This window comes from Nitrosomonas eutropha, from assembly GCF_003201195.1.
Classification (GTDB): domain Bacteria; phylum Pseudomonadota; class Gammaproteobacteria; order Burkholderiales; family Nitrosomonadaceae; genus Nitrosomonas; species Nitrosomonas eutropha.
In genome coordinates this window covers 12,963-31,414 of record NZ_QICQ01000005.1, presented here as the reverse complement: position 1 = coordinate 31,414, position 18,452 = coordinate 12,963, and the positions used below count along the sequence as shown (strand labels likewise).

20 protein-coding genes are annotated in these 18,452 nt (G+C 46.4%); 14 read left to right on the top strand and 6 right to left on the bottom strand.

Going from position 1 to position 18,452, the window contains the following annotated elements; translation table 11 throughout:
• Positions 1 to 158 precede the first annotated feature (158 nt).
• Positions 159 to 848 carry a Spy/CpxP family protein refolding chaperone gene (locus tag C8R14_RS02935; protein ID WP_011634031.1) on the top strand — a complete coding sequence of 230 codons (690 nt, stop codon included), beginning with the start codon at positions 159 to 161 and terminating at the stop codon, positions 846 to 848.
• Positions 849 to 1,214: 366 nt separating this feature from the next.
• On the opposite strand, the gene C8R14_RS02930 is transcribed toward C8R14_RS02935, so the two are convergent.
• From C8R14_RS02930 to C8R14_RS02915, 4 genes are all read right to left on the bottom strand, one after another.
• A complete protein-coding gene (locus tag C8R14_RS02930) occupies positions 1,215 to 1,586 on the bottom strand; it encodes a flagellar protein FliT (protein ID WP_011634032.1) in 372 nt (123 codons plus the stop codon).
• Positions 1,583 to 2,053 (bottom strand): flagellar export chaperone FliS, encoded by a 471-nt coding sequence (gene fliS, locus C8R14_RS02925; protein WP_011634033.1) that lies wholly within the window; start codon positions 2,051 to 2,053, stop codon positions 1,583 to 1,585. Before fliS ends, C8R14_RS02930 begins: the two co-directional genes overlap by 4 nt.
• Before the next feature lie 57 nt (positions 2,054 to 2,110).
• The gene (gene fliD, locus C8R14_RS02920) at positions 2,111 to 3,553 is read right to left on the bottom strand and encodes a flagellar filament capping protein FliD (protein ID WP_011634034.1); all 1,443 of its coding nucleotides are present in this window, start codon (positions 3,551 to 3,553) and stop codon (positions 2,111 to 2,113) included.
• A 356-nt stretch (positions 3,554 to 3,909) separates the two neighbouring features.
• Positions 3,910 to 4,380 (bottom strand): methyltransferase family protein, encoded by a 471-nt coding sequence (locus C8R14_RS02915; protein ID WP_011634035.1) that lies wholly within the window; start codon positions 4,378 to 4,380, stop codon positions 3,910 to 3,912.
• Between the two features lie 429 nt (positions 4,381 to 4,809).
• Between C8R14_RS02915 and C8R14_RS02910 the strand changes: the two genes are divergently transcribed.
• Positions 4,810 to 5,085: a hydroxylamine oxidoreductase gene (locus tag C8R14_RS02910; protein ID WP_011634036.1), complete on the top strand. Its 276-nt coding sequence runs from the start codon at positions 4,810 to 4,812 to the stop codon at positions 5,083 to 5,085.
• Between the two features lie 63 nt (positions 5,086 to 5,148).
• On the opposite strand, the gene gshB is transcribed toward C8R14_RS02910, so the two are convergent.
• Both gshB and gshA read right to left on the bottom strand, forming a co-directional pair.
• Positions 5,149 to 6,099 (bottom strand): glutathione synthase, encoded by a 951-nt coding sequence (gene gshB / locus C8R14_RS02905; protein WP_011634037.1) that lies wholly within the window; start codon positions 6,097 to 6,099, stop codon positions 5,149 to 5,151.
• Positions 6,096 to 7,406, bottom strand: coding sequence for a glutamate--cysteine ligase (gshA, locus tag C8R14_RS02900; RefSeq protein ID WP_011634038.1), 1,311 nt, complete (start codon positions 7,404 to 7,406; stop codon positions 6,096 to 6,098). Before gshA ends, gshB begins: the two co-directional genes overlap by 4 nt.
• Positions 7,407 to 7,604: 198 nt before the next feature.
• Between gshA and rplU the strand changes: the two genes are divergently transcribed.
• The 12 genes from rplU to C8R14_RS02840 all read left to right on the top strand — a co-directional run bounded on the left by rplU (position 7,605) and on the right by C8R14_RS02840 (position 18,370).
• Positions 7,605 to 7,916 carry a 50S ribosomal protein L21 gene (gene rplU, locus C8R14_RS02895; protein WP_011634039.1) on the top strand — a complete coding sequence of 104 codons (312 nt, stop codon included), beginning with the start codon at positions 7,605 to 7,607 and terminating at the stop codon, positions 7,914 to 7,916.
• A gap of 12 nt (positions 7,917 to 7,928) precedes the next feature.
• On the top strand, positions 7,929 to 8,186 hold the full coding sequence (rpmA, locus tag C8R14_RS02890) for a 50S ribosomal protein L27 (RefSeq protein ID WP_011634040.1): 258 nt from the start codon (positions 7,929 to 7,931) through the stop codon (positions 8,184 to 8,186).
• Positions 8,187 to 8,320: 134 nt separating this feature from the next.
• Entirely contained in the window at positions 8,321 to 9,352 is a 1,032-nt protein-coding gene (gene cgtA / locus C8R14_RS02885) for an Obg family GTPase CgtA (protein WP_011634041.1), read from the top strand.
• A 5-nt stretch (positions 9,353 to 9,357) separates the two neighbouring features.
• Complete coding sequence (gene proB, locus C8R14_RS02880; RefSeq protein ID WP_011634042.1) at positions 9,358 to 10,479, top strand: glutamate 5-kinase; 1,122 nt, start codon at positions 9,358 to 9,360, stop codon at positions 10,477 to 10,479.
• Positions 10,480 to 10,529: 50 nt separating this feature from the next.
• Positions 10,530 to 11,531 (top strand): hydrolase, encoded by a 1,002-nt coding sequence (locus C8R14_RS02875; protein WP_011634043.1) that lies wholly within the window; start codon positions 10,530 to 10,532, stop codon positions 11,529 to 11,531.
• A 96-nt stretch (positions 11,532 to 11,627) separates the two neighbouring features.
• Positions 11,628 to 12,944: a phosphate regulon sensor histidine kinase PhoR gene (gene phoR, locus C8R14_RS02870; RefSeq protein WP_011634044.1), complete on the top strand. Its 1,317-nt coding sequence runs from the start codon at positions 11,628 to 11,630 to the stop codon at positions 12,942 to 12,944.
• A 356-nt stretch (positions 12,945 to 13,300) separates the two neighbouring features.
• Entirely contained in the window at positions 13,301 to 13,543 is a 243-nt protein-coding gene (gene hfq, locus C8R14_RS02865) for an RNA chaperone Hfq (RefSeq protein ID WP_011634045.1), read from the top strand.
• 1 nt (position 13,544) lies between these two features.
• A complete protein-coding gene (gene hflX / locus C8R14_RS02860; RefSeq protein ID WP_011634046.1) occupies positions 13,545 to 14,678 on the top strand; it encodes a GTPase HflX in 1,134 nt (377 codons plus the stop codon).
• A gap of 56 nt (positions 14,679 to 14,734) precedes the next feature.
• Entirely contained in the window at positions 14,735 to 15,925 is a 1,191-nt protein-coding gene (gene hflK / locus C8R14_RS02855; RefSeq protein ID WP_011634047.1) for an FtsH protease activity modulator HflK, read from the top strand.
• Positions 15,925 to 16,803 carry a protease modulator HflC gene (hflC, locus tag C8R14_RS02850; RefSeq protein WP_011634048.1) on the top strand — a complete coding sequence of 293 codons (879 nt, stop codon included), beginning with the start codon at positions 15,925 to 15,927 and terminating at the stop codon, positions 16,801 to 16,803. Before hflK ends, hflC begins: the two co-directional genes overlap by 1 nt.
• A gap of 128 nt (positions 16,804 to 16,931) precedes the next feature.
• Positions 16,932 to 17,117: a DUF2065 domain-containing protein gene (locus tag C8R14_RS02845; RefSeq protein WP_011634049.1), complete on the top strand. Its 186-nt coding sequence runs from the start codon at positions 16,932 to 16,934 to the stop codon at positions 17,115 to 17,117.
• 80 nt (positions 17,118 to 17,197) lie between these two features.
• Positions 17,198 to 18,370, top strand: coding sequence for an ATP phosphoribosyltransferase regulatory subunit (locus C8R14_RS02840; protein WP_011634050.1), 1,173 nt, complete (start codon positions 17,198 to 17,200; stop codon positions 18,368 to 18,370).
• Positions 18,371 to 18,452 lie beyond the last annotated feature (82 nt).

Sequence of the window (18,452 nt, the reverse complement as noted above, 5' to 3'; positions counted from 1 at the left end):
GTCAAGAATTACCATGTGAGGGGAGTAGAATAGGAAAATCCCGGTTGTAGGATAATAGAAATAGATTGCGCGGAGAGAGTTTCCGGGTTTTTTCATAAACTTTGCGCAAGACAGATTGTCTAAATATTTGTAATTTTATTTACAACAGGAGAAGTAATATGAATATCAGATTGACCGGATTATCAATCCTCATCGGCGCTTTATTTGCCATTCCCGCTACCACGGCAACAGCTGTTTCTCCGGTTGCTGAAACATTAATCCAACGAGGAGAAGCAGTTACCCTTATCCTGGCACAAGCTCAACAAAACCAGAGCAAGGAAGGAGAAGGTAGGGCCCAGGAAGAACAAGGAAAGGGTAGAGAAAAAGGCGGAAGTGATGCAGGCCATTCAGATCATGATGGCCATAATCAGGGAGATCAGGCGAAACAAGAAAAGGGAAAGTGCAAGGGAAAAGATAAGAGTAAAGATAAGGAAGGATATGATCGAGGAGACAAGGCCGATCATGAGCACCATCATCACAGCTATGCACATAATGTTGTGAGGCAAGCGGAAGCACTTGGTCTTTCCGATGAACAGCTTGGCAAAATCGTACGCATTCATCTGAAAGAAGATCCTAAAGTGCATGATCATCTTAAAAAGAAAATGAAAGAAAGCATGAAAGCTTTCCGTAAAGCGGTTGCTCAACCCGCCGTTGATGAAGAAACTTTACGCAAACTGGGGCAGGATCTTGTTGATAGCTTCAATGAAATGGTTGCCCACCATATTGAAGAGCGAAAAGCTATTCGCAGCATATTGACGCCTGAACAGATCAAAAAATTGAAAGATGTAAAGACAGAGCATGATCATTGATCTGATCTGGCAACCTGGTGTCGGCAGTAGTAAAGATATACTGCTGGCAGTAATTTTGTGTTCTGACTACGGCTCTTTATGGCTGGCTGAAGGATCCCGATAAAACGGATATTCTTCAGTCAGCCGTATTCATTTCAGCCCCATGCGTCCATTCGGGATTGGAAGCCTGCCATAAACCGCTTTATGATCGAATCTGGTGACTGACTAAATGGTCATCTGTAATTAACCGGCAAAGGTGTTTACACAAAAAGCTTTACAGGCTCGTCTTCTCCACTTATTGCCTGTTATTTCTGCTTTCGACCATAGAGTCCTTGTTTCGTAAGGATCTGTTGTTTAGCCAAATGTACGTGGTGATCCAGAATATCATTATGTATCTGTCTGGTAAGTCTGTCCCAGTTTTCGTTTGTGGTCGTGGTTGGTCAGCATATTTTGCAGGTGTGTCATTCGAGGTTCGGTGATGGTGCGGATTTCAGCATCACGAGCGAGTATCTGCTGGATAAGGTCAATTTTTTTTTTCTGTTGAGTTTCACTTAATGGCTGCCGGGTGTGCTGTTCCATCAGTCGATTGGTCAGGTACTTACAATCGTGCTCCAGTGCCACCAGTTTATCCCAGTCGCTGTTTTTTGCTGCTTGCAGCATCTGGTTGGTGATTGTCAGGATTGCTTCATACGCGGTGATCATTTGCATACCGTCGTTGCTGTCATCCGGTGGAGGTTTGGATGAGTTGTTGAGATTCATATAGTTGCACCTGTTTCAACTGTTTGTTCAATCATCGTGTTGACAGCTACTTTTGTATCTATTTTGCCTACAGGTTGCTTTTCAATGGAAGCCCAGGCTTCTTGCAATTCGCCCAGCAGCTGGCTGACTTCTTCGATGATGGCCGGATCATTCTGAAGGTTGGCGGTAAGCAGTCGGGTGGTCATGTAGTCGTAGAGCTGATCGAGCCGCGTGGCCAGTTCTCCGCCTGCTGTTTTGTCCAGGCTGGCTTTCAGGCCGTGATCGATAATCATAATCGCCTTGGAGATCATCTCCCCTTTGGCAGCAATTCTATGTTGCTGCATGTATAGTCGGCCGCAATCTAACGCCTGCCGTGCGCCTTCAAACAACATCACGATCAGCTTGTGTGGATCGGCAGATGCCACGCCGGATTCAACTCCGACACTCTGATAGTTCTTGATCGCTCGGCCAGGTGATTCAATGAACATGATCGTTTTCTCCTTTTCGAAATGAGAATATTGGTTAATGATCGTTATCTGGCGCGATTATTTGTCGCCAATCTTGGGCAAATTTGCCAATTGCTGCTGCAGGTAATTGTTGGTCTGAGTCATGCTGGCAACCATCGAATCCAGCGCGGTGAATTGCGCTCGCAGGCGTTTTTCTACTTCCCCCAGACGATGTTCCAGTGCCTCGCGCTGTCTGCCGATGCCTTTGATTGTGCTGTTAATGCCGTCCATGCGGTTGTTGATCAGGCCATCGCTTCTTGCCATGCCATCGAGCAGCTGATCCAGCTGGGTAGCAAAACCTTCTGTTCCTTCCATTGTCTGTGTGGAAAAAAATGCAGCCACGTTCTTGTCCGGATCAACCAATACTGCGCTCAGTTTGCCGTTGTCCAGTTTTAATGTGCCATCTTTTTGGAAGCTGATACCTAGTTCGGATAGTGAATTGATTCCCCCGACAGCTGATTGGTTGCCGGTCAGCATGGCTCGTACCCTGTTTTGCACCATTCTCACAGTGGAGTCCCCGGTTAATACTGAGGCCTGTTTGTTGGCGGTATCGTAACGAGAGAGATTACCAATGCTTTTCTCCAGTTCGTTGTATGCTGTGACAAACGCCTTTACCGCTGTTTCTACACTGGCCTTATCCTGCTCCACTGTCAGTGTCATGTTTGTGCCTGGATTGGCCTTGAGCAGATTGAACGTTACGCCTTCCAGTGCATCATTAATAGTGTTGGAAGATTTTTCCACCGCTATGCCATCAATCTTCATTTTCGCATTTTTTGCTGGTACCGCCTCGGCCATGTTGGTAACGCCACCAGTAGATGACGCATCAAACGCCAGCTTTGATAACCCGGTGTTATTGGTGTGATTGCCATCTGCATCGTCTACCGTAATTTTCAGTGCATTGGTTAATCCGGTATCTCTGGAAGCAATTACCAGTCGGTTCCCGTTGCCATCGTTAACGATGCTTGCCGTTACTCCGGTATTTGCTTCATTGATCGTGTTGCGAATATCACTTAGTGTGGATTTGGCTGGATCAATCGTAATAGTTTTAGCAGCCTTCTCTGTATTGGCGGTAAACGTATCGTCTTCGTTATAGGTGCCGAATGCAATAGTCAGCGTACCGTTACCGATTATCGTATCTGTCGTGACAAAAGCTTCTGATTTGATTTTTTGCGCCTGCGCCAGTGATTGCACTTCAATTTCGTGCACACCTGCTGCTACTTTGGCAGATGTACTTACTGTGGCCACTGTCGTATCTGTCAATGTGGCCTTAAAGCCGGTGAATAATGCGGGTTTTGCCAGCGCCTTTACACTTTCTTGAAACGACGATAAGGCACTTTTTAGACTACCAAAGGCAGAAAGCTGTGCCTGTTGTTTGGCTTCCTTAGTATTAAGCTGAGTGAGCGGGCGCTGTTCAACCTGCATCAATTTGCTGATAATCCCACTGATATCTAGCCCCGAACCAATTCCTGGTGATGAAAGCATAATCTATACCCTTGGTGTGATCTGTGTTATTTCGTCAATTTTTACCATTGCCAATTTTCCTGTTGCCTTTGGATTACTTTAGTGCGTCATCTCGTAAAGACAGCGCTTTTTTCTCCGTGCACTTGTTGTGTTCACAAGATCGTTAATTAAGCTGTGGCGACGCTGAGACACCATATCGGCAAGAACGAAAGCGACTTTACACATTCTGTTAATATCGTTTCTGGATTACTTCGCGCCGTTTACGTTCGCAATATCAGGGATTTTATGTACAGCGGGTGAGGATGAAGTAGGTGTTTGTGTAAAAGTGAGCCGGAAGGGTGTAGTTTGTCGAGGTGGAGATATGCTTTAAGGGTACCTTAGAGCCAGCGTCGTACTCTGGTTTTGTAGTCCCGATAGGCATCTCCGAATCTGGCTTCGAGGTGCGCTTCTTCATGGCGGATGACGCCGTAGCGTAACATTGCCCAGATCAGCGGTGCGAAGAATAGAGGCCACCAGGTTGACAGTAGTATTGAGGTGCCGATGAAAATTAACCAGTCGCCGAGATAAATCGGGTTGCGGCTGTAACGGAATGGCCCGGTAGTGCACAGGCTGGAGGCTGCTTTATAGGGGTTGACGGTAGTTCGATAGCGCCAGAGTGTGATGGCTGTCCATGTAAGCAGCGCCAATCCAGCGATTATGCCCAGCCAACCGAGTGGTTGAGTTGCCGTACTCCAGCCCCAGTGGAGTGCTTGAATGTTACGATCGATCCACCAGCCGGCGAGTATGGCTGCAGCGTAGGGTACGGGCGGGAGAATTAATGTGCGTGGACGATGAATGTTGTGATCCATGATGATTCAGTCAGTTTGTCAGGATGGAGAAGATTCAGGATTCGAATTAAATCGGCGTCTTCAGTATATGGCAGCATACCTGATGCAAAAAAATGTGCAAAACGAAAGAAGTAGCTTTATGTTGTACTTTAAGGATGATGGACGACAAACTGCTCGACCACATTTTCTTTTTTGTTGCGGATGGCGAGTAAGGGAAAAACAGCAAGCCGTTCGTTTTTAGATGCAACAGTAATGAATTACTTGATAGAATGTAGCCGGTTTGTATTAACCATAGCCGATGAGAGGGATGAAGTGTCGGCTGGTGATCTGTGCCGATGATTTGAACCGGTTTTTCAGGCCGGGAAATACTGATCAGGGGGCGGATCGCAGGGAGGCCTGAAAGGTTATCAGGTAAGAGATTTGTTTTAGGAAATTTGAAGAGGAGTGCAAATGAACAAGGTGATCGTCGCAGCTTTCGTTTCAATTTTTGTACTGGGTTCCACAGCAACGTTTGCAAGTGGTAACTTGGAGTCTTCCTTAGCACCGATCAGTGCTAAGGATCTGTTGAATTATCTGGCTTGCAAAGATAAAAAACCAACTGATGTCGTGAAAAGCCATACCGATGTTGAAAATGGAAAAATCGTCAGAGTAAAATGTGGCGATGCTGTAGCGGTTGTTCAGCAAGCGAGAGAAAAATCGGGTGACGCCTGGAAAGGCGGTTATTGATCCGTTTTGTTTACATAAAAAAGGCCTGTTAATCAGGCCTTTTTTAGCCACTTCTTTAGTATTTCAATGAATATTTTGTTCCAGCGCATCAATCATTAGCCCTGCAACATTTATTCCTGTTTGATCAGAGATTTCCCGCATACCGGTTGGACTGGTGACATTTATTTCCGTTAGATGGTTGCCGATGACATCCAAGCCTATCAGCATCAAGCCGCGAGCATAAAGGATTTGTCCGAGTTCTTCAGAAATTTTCCTGTCACGTGCTGACAGCGGTTGTACTTTACCGGTGCCACCAACCGCCAGATTGCCACGCGTTTCTCCCGGTTTGGGGATGCGTGCGAGTGCATAATCGACAGGTTTTCCAGCAATTAGCAATATACGTTTGTCTCCTTCGCGGATTTCCGGTAGAAAGCGTTGTGCCATGATAGTACGAGTGCCATAACGTGTTAGCGTTTCGATGATGACGCCAATATTATGGTCGGTGTTCTGCATGCGAAAAATACCAGCACCTCCCATGCCATCCAGTGGTTTCAGGATAATATCCTTATGTTCGGCAAGAAACTGGAGAATCAGCTGTTCCTGGCTGGTTACCAGTGAAGAGGGTATAAATTGTGGAAATTCTGTGATTGCCAGTTTCTCATTGTGATCACGAATGCCCCGTGGGCTGTTCACAACGTAAGCACCCTGACGTTCAGCCAGTTCGAGTAGATAGGTGCTGTAGATATACTCGGTGTCGAAGGGAGGATCCTTGCGCATGAGCACGGCATCAAATTCGGTCAGTGGAATTTCTTCTATAACGCCTTCCTCATACCAGCGATGGGGGTTATCCGGAGGATCGATGAGTGTCAGTGATCGTGCGAAACCAATTACCTGGTGATTTTTCCAGGCCAAGCCACTTTGTTGCAAGGTATACAGCTGATGGTGACGGGACGCCGCTTCACACATCATGGCATAGCTTGAATCCTTGCCAATTTTGATACTGTCGAGCGGGTCTAGAATAAAAGCCAGTTTCATCGGGTTTCGGCCATTGCCAGTGTGGACAATGGGGTTTGAATATACCGTTCCAGCTCGATGGCAGAGGCAAGTAGTGCCAGCCTGGCGATTACACCATAGGTATAAAAACGATTAGGGATTGCATCCGGAGGAGCGGAGGGATCGGTCTGCATACAGGTGGTATCAAATGCCAATGGTACAAAATGCATGCCTGGTGCATTCAGGTTTTCATTAACACCCCGACTGGTATGGACCCGGTAGAATCCTCCCACTACGTGATGATCAATCATGTAGATAACGGGCTCCGCTACGGCCTGGTGAATGTTCTCAAATGTATGCACTCCTTCTTGCACCAGTACGTTTTTCACAACCAGCCCCTCCTTGATTGTCGTCATTTTGTTGCGCTGTTTGCGGTTAAGTTTGTAGACTTCAGTACCATCTTTGATACTCATGATTCCCATGCCGTAAGTGCCTGAATCAGCCTTGACGATAACAAACGGCTCTTCACTGATTCCATATTGTGTGTATTTTTCCCTGATCTGGTTCAGAATTTCATCTACGGCTGCAGCGACACAATCCAGTCCCTCTTTTTCTTGAAAATCAACTTTTCCGCAAGCGGTAAAATACGGGTTAATAAGCCAGGGATCAATATCAATCAGCTCTGCGAAATCCTGTGCTACGTTGTCGTAGGCGCTGAAATGCCAGGATTTACGGCGAGTGGCCCAGCCTGCGTGGAGAGGTGGGATAATTGTCTGATCCAGATTTTGCAGGATTTCAGGTACTCCGCTGGATAGATCGTTATTCAGAAGTATGGCACAAGGGTCAAAATCCTGAACAAACAGTTTGTTCCCCTTGCGCTGTACTGGCTCCAGTAACAAAGGCTCACCGCCAGGTAGTGGTACGGATACAGGATGATCAATTCCTGGCAATAGTGAGCCGATGCGGATATTCATACCAGCCTGCTGCATGATGGACTGCAACATGGCAATATTTTGCAGATAGAAAATATTGCGGGTGTGATTTTCTGGAATCAGCAAAACATTATGTGCGTCCGGGCAGATTTTTTCGACGGCATTCATCATCGCCTGAATGCATAGCGGGATGAAAGTCGGATTAAGGTTGTTGAATCCACCAGGAAACAAGTTGGTATCAACCGGTGCCAGTTTGAAACCGCTGTTGCGCAGATCTACCGAACAATAAAAAGGCACGGTATGGAGTTGCCATTGTTTGCGAAACCAGTGTTCGATAGTTGGCTTGGCTGTCAGAATACGTTTTTCCAGATCAAAGGTGGGTGCATTCAGGGTATTGGTGAGATGGGGTACCGGCATGAGAGATCCATTACTTGGAAATAAACCGGCTGATTATAACACCGCACCTGAATGGGCAGATTCTGTCTATAAAAAAGGCAATAAGCACACTTGAAAGAGTGCATATTTTAAATGTTGTATGTCGTGGCACGATTGAATTTATTACACAAAATCCACGTATGTTATTATAATGCGCGGTTCTAGGACGGGAGATGGAATATGTACGCAGTAATCAAGACAGGTGGTAAACAGTACCGAGTTCAGATCGGGAATAAATTGAAAGTGGAAACACTGCCCGTGGAAGTAGGAAGTGATATTCAGCTGGATCAGGTGCTGATGGTTGCAGATGGAGAAATTGTTTCTACGGGTGCGCCGTTACTTGATCAGGCAAAAGTTAGCGCAACAGTAATCAGCCACGGGCGACATGACAAAATACGTATATTCAAAATGCGCCGTCGCAAACATTATCGGAAACAACAGGGACATCGTCAGAATTACACTGAGATCCAAATAACAGGTATTTCTGCATAAGGAGATTAATTCATGGCACATAAAAAAGCGGGCGGAAGCTCCAGGAACGGGCGTGATTCTCATTCCAAGAGACTGGGTGTGAAGCGCTACGGTGGTGAAGTGATCAGGGCGGGTGGAATCATCGTGCGTCAGCGTGGTACTCAGTTCCACCCGGGTGATAACGTAGGAATCGGACGTGATCACACTCTGTTTGCTAAAGTGGATGGTAAAATTGTTTTTACCATCAGAGGTCGACTGAATCGGAGAACAGTTGCAGTTATTCCTTCCTGATGATCCGATTGATCGGACCGGATAGCTGGAAAAAAGCCCCATTGCTTGAATGGGGCTTTTTATTTTGTATAGTTTTTACCAGGATAAATTTTTCCGTCTGCAATCGCAATCGAAATAGTTGCTGCGGAGCACTCATGAAATATATAGATGAAGTAAAAATACAGGTCTTTGCAGGAGATGGCGGCAACGGTGTTGCCAGCTTTCGCCGTGAAAAGTTTATTCCCAAAGGTGGACCGGATGGAGGAGATGGGGGCCGTGGCGGCAGTATCTATGCATTGGCGGATCACAACCTCAATACATTGATCGATTACCGTTTTACGCCAGTTTTTCGCGCAAAACGAGGAGAAAACGGACGTGGCTCTGATTGTTATGGCAAAGGAGCAGAAGATATTGTATTGCGTATGCCGGTAGGTACAATCATAACCGACTATATGACAGGCGAGCTTGTGGCAGATCTCAAGCAAAATCAGCAGAAAGTGCTGCTGGCCAAAGGCGGTAAAGGAGGGTTGGGTAATCTCCATTTCAAATCCAGCACTAACCGTGCCCCCCGGCAATTTACTCATGGTGAGGCAGGAGAACAGTTTGAACTCAAGCTGGAGCTTAGGGTGCTGGCTGATGTAGGATTGCTTGGATTACCGAATGCCGGTAAATCAACCTTGATCCGTGCCGTTTCTGCAGCGCGGCCGAAAGTGGCTGATTACCCGTTTACTACGCTTTATCCCAATTTAGGGGTGGTGCGGGTCGATGCCGGGCGCAGTTTTATAATGGCGGATATTCCTGGCTTGATTGAAGGTGCTGCGGAAGGGGCCGGTCTCGGACACCGTTTTCTTAAACACCTCAGCCGCACTCATTTATTGCTGCATATTATTGATGTGGCTCCTTTTGATGAGAATATTGATCCTGTTCAATCAGCTAGGGCACTAGTAGACGAGCTTCGCAAATTTGATGAAGTGCTTTATCGTAAACCACGCTGGTTAATATTTAATAAGGTAGATTTACTGCCTGAGGATGAGCAGCAAGCTGTTTGCACGCATTTGCTGCAGGCGCTTGACTGGGAAGATCGCTGGTTTGCCATTTCTGCTCTAACTGGGAGAGGGTGCCAGGCGCTGACCTATGCCATTATGGGATATCTGGAGCAACTACAGCCTGTTACCGAAGAAACTTGATTTTTATGACACGATCAATTCTGCAATCTGCACGCCGGATTATTGTAAAGGTTGGCAGCAGTCTGGTGACAAACGAAGGAAGCGGCCTTGATCGTCAGGTGCTTGGAGGCTGGGCTGGACAAATTTCCCGACTCAAAAAAATGGGCAAGGAAGTCGTGCTGGTTTCCTCCGGAGCGGTTGCTGAAGGTATGCAGCGCCTGGGCTGGAAAACGCGCCCCGCCGCGCTCTACGAGCTGCAGGCGGCAGCGGCAGTCGGTCAGATGGACCTTGCCCAGGCCTATGCAGATTGTTTCAGTGAATATAAATTGCTGACTGCCCAGATTTTGCTGACTCATGATGATTTATCGAGTCGTAAACGCTATCTGAATGCCCGTTCGACGATTCTCACATTGTTGAACCTGGATATTGTTCCAATTATCAACGAGAACGATACGGTGGTTTCTGATGAAATCCGGTTCGGTGACAATGATAATCTGGCGGCACTGGTTGCCAATTTGATTGAAGCTGAGGTGCTGGTTATCCTGACTGATCAGGAGGGTCTGTTTACGGGGGATCCACGTAAGCATGCCGATGCAACACTGATTTCCGAGATCAGTGTCAGTGATCCGCATATCGAGACCATGGCTGGCGGAACGAGCAGTGGTATCGGTCGTGGTGGCATGCAGAGTAAAGTGATGGCGGCCAGACGGGCTGCTCGCAGTGGGGCTCATACAGTGATTGCATCAGGCAGGGTGGAAAATGTGCTGGTTCGCCTGGCGAATGGAGAGGCAATTGGAACCAGTCTGCTGGCCGATATGCCGGTGAAGGTTGCGCGTAAGTTATGGTTGGCCGATCATCTTCAGGTGCGGGGTAGCGTAGTATTAGATGATGGCGCCAGCAGAGCATTGCTGTCTGGAGGCAAAAGCCTGCTGCCTATCGGTGTGGTGGAGGTGAGAGGAAATTTTGAACGAGGTGAGGCCATATCTTGCCTGAATACCAGTGGCCGCGAAATTGCCCGTGGCCTGGCCAATTACAGCGCACGTGAATCACACAAGATCATGCGTCGCCCCTCCAGCCAGATCGAAGCTGTACTGGGTTATGTAGGTGAATATGAACTTGTTCACAGAGATAATCTGGTTATTCTGTAATGGCTTGATCTGCTGGATTTACCTGTTTAGAAGGTTTAATACTATTTATAATGACTACCCATTTCTCTTTGCTCGGATCCCGGTTACTTCAGTCTTATCATGCCCCCGGATGGCTTCCCGGAGGAAACGCGCAGACCATTTTTCCTTATTTCGTTAATCTGAATCCGACAATTCGTTACCAGCGTGAGCGCTGGGAGATGGGTGATGGAGATTTTATTGATATTGACTGGCTGGAGGGGGAGCCGGATAAACCGTTGGTAGTTCTGTTTCATGGTTTGGAGGGCAGTTCACAAAGCCATTATGCGTTGAGTATCATGCGATTCTTAAAAACATTGCGCTGGCGTGGTGTTGTTATTCATTTTCGTGGTTGTTCTGGATCCCCCAATCGTTTGCCGCGTGCTTACCATGCGGGTGATTCGCAAGATATTGATCGTATGTTGCGCTATGTGACGCAGCAGAACGATTCGCACAAACAAAATACTACCTGTTATGTTGTCGGCATATCGCTTGGTGGTAATGCGTTGTTGAAATGGCTGGGTGAGCAAGGTACCCAGGCAGCCAGATTGATTGCAGGTGCCGTTGCAGTTTCCGTTCCGCTTGACTTGGCAGTAGCTGGAAAGGTGCTCGATTTCGGTTTTAACCGGGTTTATACCCGTCATTTTCTTATCACCCTTAAACGCAAGGCGTTGAGAAAAAATAAACAGTTTCCTGGGTTGCTGGATGCCAGGGCAGTTGCGGCCTGCAATTCATTGTATGAGTTTGATAACCTGGTTACAGCACCGTTGCATGGTTTTCGGGATACGGATGATTACTGGCGCCAATCCAGCAGCAAGCCGTGGCTTGGATCTGTTCGTGTGCCAACACTGCTGATCAATGCGCGCAATGATCCTTTTCTGCCTGAAAGTGTGCTACCACAGAAATCTGAAGTATCATCTTTCGTTTCACTGGAGTTTCCGCGGCAAGGAGGGCATGTTGGCTTTATGTATGGTGCTTTTCCGGGGAAACTGGATTGGCTGCCGCAGCGCATCGTAAATTTCTTCTCGCTTGTATAAGATCCGGATAATATTCCAAGGTGAAGGCTGAAGTTGGAAAAACGGATACTGCTGGAGCTGTACTGAAAAATCAATCCTGTCACTGCTCATAATTACGTGAATACCTTTTGGCTCAGTCTTGCTCCCATTTTATGGCTGACTATTATTGCTGCATTGACGGGGATGATATTTGATATAGCAATCGTACTGGGTCTGTACAGCGTCATCCTGCTCGGGATTGTTATTTATCATCTTTATACATTATATTGCCTGGATCAATGGTTACGCCACTCGGATTATTCCTATTCGACAGTGCCCGATAGATCTGGTTTGTGGGGAGTCGTTTTTGCCAGATTGGCACGTTTCGTCAGGCGTAGCGATAAGGAACGCCTGGGACTGAATCTCTCGCTGGAGCGACTGCAGCGCGCGACATCTGCTTTACCGGAAGGAATTGTCATCCTGGGCGACAAAGATCAGATCGAGTGGTGCAATTCGTCTGCCGAGTTGCACCTGGGCCTCAATCTTGGGATGGATGCCGGCCAGCATATTACTCGCATGGTACGTCAGGTGCGATTTGTGGCTTATCTTGATGCGGGAGATTTCAGCAAGCCTTTTCTACTCAATCAGACACGTTTTCGCGATACGCTGCTTTCTATTCAGATAGTGCCTTATGGTGACAGGGAAAAATTACTGATCAGCCGGGATGTAACACGTTTTGAAAAACTTGAAATTATGCGGCGTGATTTTGTCGCGAATGTCTCGCATGAATTGCGTACACCCTTGACAGTAATTGGAGGGTTTCTTGAAACGCTGCTGGAAGAAAACAAGGTATCCGGTGACATGGAGAAAAATGCACTGCGACTGATGTTTGACCAGGCTACCCGCATGCGCCGTCTGGTAGAGGATTTGCTGACGCTATCCCGACTGGAGAATGCCGGAAATAATCTGGCTGAAGAAAAGGTAGATATCGTTAAGCTGTTACAGGGACTTTATCAGGAAGCCCAATCATTAAGCGCTGGCCGCCATACTATTTCCCTTGATCTTGCCAGCCATGCCATGCTGCTTGGCAGTGAAGATGAGCTGCGCAGCGCATTTGAAAACCTCATCAGTAATGCTGTGCGGTACACCCCTGAAAATGGGGTGATTTCCCTGAACTGGACGGTGGAAAATGGGAAAGGATTGTTTTACGTTCAGGACAGCGGGATAGGCATTGAGCCGAATCATATTCCCCGGTTGACAGAACGTTTTTATCGGGTGGATCGTAGTCGTTCTCGCGAAACCGGTGGCACCGGTCTCGGACTTGCTATCGTCAAGCATGTTCTGAACCGCCATCAGGCGAGTATGGAAATTACCAGTCAGCCTGGGGCAGGCAGTATTTTTAGGATGTGGTTCCCTGAAAGCCGAGTATTGCCTGCTGAAAATGTGACTGAGTAATATCTGGGTGTGTAGAGTAAGCTTTTCTGGTCAGGGACTTGTTCGACGTTCCATGTCGTCTGATATTAGCTCGCTGTTGTTTTTATTCCACTCCTTAAACTCCTTTTTTGGATAAAACATAAAAACAGTGCTACACGAGTACCATTATAGCCGTGTTAGACTTATGGTTTTTCGCATCATATTTTGACAGCGTCAATACCCACAAGATGAATTTTTATGCATTCTAATTTTTTTGTTGATCTGATGATGCGGCAGGTTTAGGATCTTGGCAAAAACACTGCCAGAACCAGTCAGTTTACCCATGAGGGTACTTACTTTAACCAAATAACTAGAAATTCAACCAGGGAGGGTAAACAGTGGGCGTTAAAGGACAGTTATTGCAAGATCCATTTTTGAATGTTTTGCGTAAGGAACATATTCCAGTCTCCATCTACCTGGTCAACGGTATCAAGTTGCAGGGACATATTGATTCCTTTGATCAGTACGTGGTTTTATTGAGAAATTCTGTTACACAGATGGTTTATAAACATGCTATTTCTACTATAGTACCAGGTAAGGCAGTTTCAATTCCGGTGCCAGCTGAAACACTGCCCGAGTAAGATGAATCATGACATCGGAACGGCAGCGGATAATACCGCAATATTAGTAGATATCAATTTTGGCAAAAATGATAAGGAAAGTCTGGATGAGCTGAAAGAGCTTGCTTACAGTGATCAACTGTCCATAGTTGCGGTGGTCGAAGGAACACGAAAGCAGCCCGATCCTGCTACTTTCATCGGAAAAGGCAAGGTGGAGGAAATCAGCCAGATAGTGGTGCAAACACAAGCTGCAATGGTGATATTCAACCACGAGCTGTCTCCAATACAGCAAAGAAATCTTTCCACAGCACTGGCCTGTCGCATCATAGATCGTACCAGTCTGATTCTGGATATCTTTGCGCAGCGTGCCAAAAGCCACGAAGGTAAACTACAGGTTGAGCTGGCTCAGCTGGAGTACCTTTCCACACGGCTGGTGAGAGGATGGACACATCTGGAGCGCCAAAAAGGTGGAATTGGTCTGCGTGGCCCCGGGGAGACCCAGCTGGAAACTGACCGACGCTTGCTAGCAAAGCGCGTAAAATTCCTGAAGGAGAAGCTGGCTAAACTTAAACAGCAACGAGATGTGCAACGGCGCGCGAGAAAACGCTCTGAAATCATGTCCGTTTCCATTGTGGGTTATACCAATGCTGGTAAGTCAACTTTGTTCAACCGGCTTGTTCGGTCGGATGCATATGCTGCAGACAAGTTGTTTGCTACGTTGGATACGACTACCAGGAGACTTTTTCTTCCAGAACGTGGTTTGATCGTAATTTCTGATACAGTTGGTTTTATTCGGGATTTGCCGCATACGCTTGTCGCCGCGTTCCGTGCCACACTGGAAGAAACCATACAGGCCGACCTGCTTTTGCATGTGGTTGATGTATCCAGTTCCAATCGGGATGTGCAAATCAGTGAGGTTAATAAATTATTGCAGGAAATTGGGGCAGATACTATACCGCAAATCCTGATTTTGAATAAAATCGACCTCATTGAGCAGGGTTCGTCAGAAAATTACATGCGCGATGAGTATGGTAGAATCGCAAGAATTCATCTCAGTGCAAGGACGGGAGCAGGTTTTGGTTATCTCTATGAAGCGCTGGTAGAAGCGTTTGATCAAAACTTGAATAAATTAAGCAGCATTCAGCAACATCCGTAAGCATGAACGACAATGTCCGTGCCACTTCTATAAATAATGAAAAGGACTAAATCAACATGGGCTTGAATGATCCGCAATGGGGGAAAAGGAGAGGTAATTCCGGTCCTCCTGATCTTGAAGAAGTTATGCGCAGCTTTAATCAAAAAATAAATGAGCTTTTTGGTCGGAAGGGCAGAGGCGATAGTAACGGGGATTCTGATGGGAAGGATCCCGATGGACCAAGTAGTACAGGTATTGGAATCATTGGGTTCCTGCTCTTGGTCGCGTGGGCGGGAAGCGGATTCTACATCGTTGATGAAGGCCATCGAGGAGTCGTGCTGCGATTTGGTAAACATGTAGAAACAACGCAGCCTGGGCTGCGCTGGCATGTTCCTTCACCAATTGAATCTGTTGAGGATGTCAATATAGCTCAGGTGCGTACAGTAGAAATTGGATATCGTAATAATGTACGCAGCAAGGTGCTAAAGGAATCATTAATTCTTACAGATGACGAGAATATCGTTGATATTCAGTTTGCTGTGCAATATATACTTAATAGTCCCGAAGATTTTCTGTTCACTAATCGCGAGCCGGAAGACAGCGTTTTGCAGGTAGCGGAAACAGCTATTCGAGAAGTGATTGGTACCAGTAAAATGGACTTTGTCCTTTATGAAGGACGTGAAGAGGTGGCTGCTAGAACGACTGTATTAATGCAAAAAATTCTTGATCGTTATCAGATTGGTATTTCTATCAACAGGGTAACTATGCAGAATGCACAGCCACCTGAGCAGGTGCAGGCAGCTTTTGATGATGCGGTCAAAGCCAATCAGGATAGAGAACGGCAAAGAAACGAGGGACAGGCCTATGCAAATGACGTGATTCCGAGAGCCAGAGGTGCTGCAGCCCGTTTATTAGAGGAAGCCGAAGGATATAAACAAAGGGTAATCACAGCCTCAGAGGGTGATGCCAGTCGTTTTGAACAGGTGCTGGTGGAATATGCCAAGGCGCCGGAAGTAACACGTGAGCGTATGTATATTGATACGGTTCAGCACGTATTATCTAGTACCAGCAAAATCCTGATTGATCAGGAAAAAGGAGGAGGGAATCTGCTTTATCTGCCATTGGACAAATTGATTCAGGCTGATTCTGGGGTGGCGAAATCATCTACGGGGACAATTAAACAACAAAACGAAAATCAAGATTTTTCCTCAGATATAAGCTCGCGCTCGCGTGAGTCTTTTCGCAGTCGTGAACGGGAGGTGAGATAATGAAAGCGATTTCATCTATATTTGCTGTACTTTTGCTGGTTTTGGCAGTTGTGGGTAGTTCTGCTGTTTATATTGTTGATCAACGTGAACAGGCATTGTTATTTCAGCTGGGGGAGGTTGTAGGGGTAAAAACATCTCCTGGTTTATATTTAAAAATACCTTTTGTCCAGAATGTTCGTTTTTTTGATTCACGTATTTTGACGATGGATTCAGAAGAACCTGAACGTTATATCACTTCAGAGAAGAAAAACGTTCTAGTGGATCTATTCGTCAAATGGCGTATTGTAGATGTAAAGCAGTACTACGTTAGTGTGCAGGGGGATGAAACGTTAGCACGAGTACGTCTTGCACAAACAATAAATTCTAGTATGCGTGATGAATTTGGTAATCGGACGGTGCATGATGTGGTTTCTGGCGAACGTGACAAGATCATGGAGGTCATGCGCCAGAAAGCAAACACAGATGCAGAAAAGATTGGTGTAGAGGTTGTGGATGTACGGCTTAAGCGCGTGGATCTTCCTCAGGAAGTCAGTGAATCTGTTTATCGCAGAATGGAGGCAGAGCGTAAGCGAGTGGCAAACCAACTGCGATCAACAGGTTTTGCGGAATCTGAGAAAATACGGGCAGATGCTGATCGTCAGCACGAGGTAATTTTGGCTGAGGCCTATCGTGACGCACAAAAAATCATGGGGGAGGGTGATGCTCAAGCTACGGCAATTTATGCTGAAGCTTTCCAGAAGGATGCAAAATTCTATGGATTTTACCGCAGCTTGGATGCGTATGAAAAATCCTTTAGAAGTAAGGAAGATATTCTTGTTGTGGAGCCAAACTCGGAGTTTTTTAAATATATGAAAGATCCGACAGGCCATAAAAAATAAAAATGGAAGCAAAGCTATACCTTGAGTTGAAATATCATGCTAAAAATCAGCATTTCAGGTATTGGAGGATGGCTGATATAAATAGTTGTTTATATAGAATAATATTTTATTAATGATTGGGATTTAATATGTGGGATACCTTTCTGAAGGCAATTGCACTGATGCTGATTCTGGAAGGTATCTTTCCTTTCTCGTCTCCAGGTGCCTGGCGAGAAGTTTTTCAAAAACTCCTGCAGCTGAATGACGGCCAGATAAGATTTATGGGTCTCAGCACGATGCTTACTGGTCTCATTATTCTTTATCTGGTTAGTTGATTGATTGATATCTTTCCTCTGATAATTTTGACTGTTCCTGTTATTGATCCAGGTTTAATTCATTCTGGGCAACATTAAAAATGCGTAACTGGTTGCTTCCTGAATATATCGAAGATGTACTGCCGCGTGACGCTTATCGTATAGAAAAGATTCGTCGTCTTGTCATGGACAAGCTGTTTGTTCATGGATATCAGTTTGTGATGCCACCCCTGTTGGAATATGTGGAGTCTCTGCTGGCCGGGAGTGGCAGTGGCATGAATCTGCGTATGTTCAAGGTTGTCGATCAACTGAGCGGCAGGATGATGGGGTTACGGGCAGATATGACACCGCAGGCAGCCCGGATTGATGCACATTTGCTGAACACCAATGGTGTGACTCGGCTTTGTTATGCCAGCAGTGTTGTTCATACGGTACCTGATGAAATTACCCGCACACGAGAGCCATTTCAGGTGGGGGCCGAATTATATGGGCATTCCGGTATCGAGAGTGATCTTGAAATCCAGCGTTTGCTATTGGAATGCTTGTCTGTTTCCGGTATCCAGTCGATTCATCTTGATCTTGGACATATCAGAGTGTTCCGCAGTCTGATTTATGGTTCAGGAATCAGGCCCGAGTTTGAAATGGAGCTTTATGCTGCATTGTGGGCCAAGGATACGAGTGCTCTTAGGGAGCTGGTGTACACTGGCCTGAATGACTTGGATAAGACGGTTCGGGAAGCATTGCTGCTGTTGCCGGAGTTGTACGGAGATGAAACTGTTCTTTTACGCGCACGCAAATACCTACCGAATTTTCCGGAGATCAGGGAGGCTCTGGATCAACTGGAGCATGTTGCGAAGGCACTTGAACCTTATGTTGACAGGATAATTTTTGATCTGGCCGACTTGCGAGGTTATCACTATCACACGGGGATGGTGTTTGCCGCATATACACAGGGAAGCCCTGTCGCGATTGCATTGGGAGGGCGCTATGATGAAATCGGTAAATCATTCGGTAGAGCGAGACCAGCAACCGGATTCAGCCTTGATTTGAAACAATTATCACGTCTGACTGATATAAATGATTATCCCCGAGGAATACTGGCACCGTGGAAGCCGCAGGATGATGAACTTGCAGCAATGATCAAGCAGCTGCGTATCGCAGGGCATATCGTGGTGACAGAATTGCCTGGAGAGAACAGTAAAGAAGTAGCCAGGTGTGACAGAAATCTGGTTTTACGGAATGGCAAATGGGAAATTTGCCCTGTTTCAGGGTAAACAGACATCTGTAGTAGGGAATCTCTCTTTAAAGATAGAGGGCTCCGCGCTGTTGGAAGAATATGTCTAAAGCACCACGCTG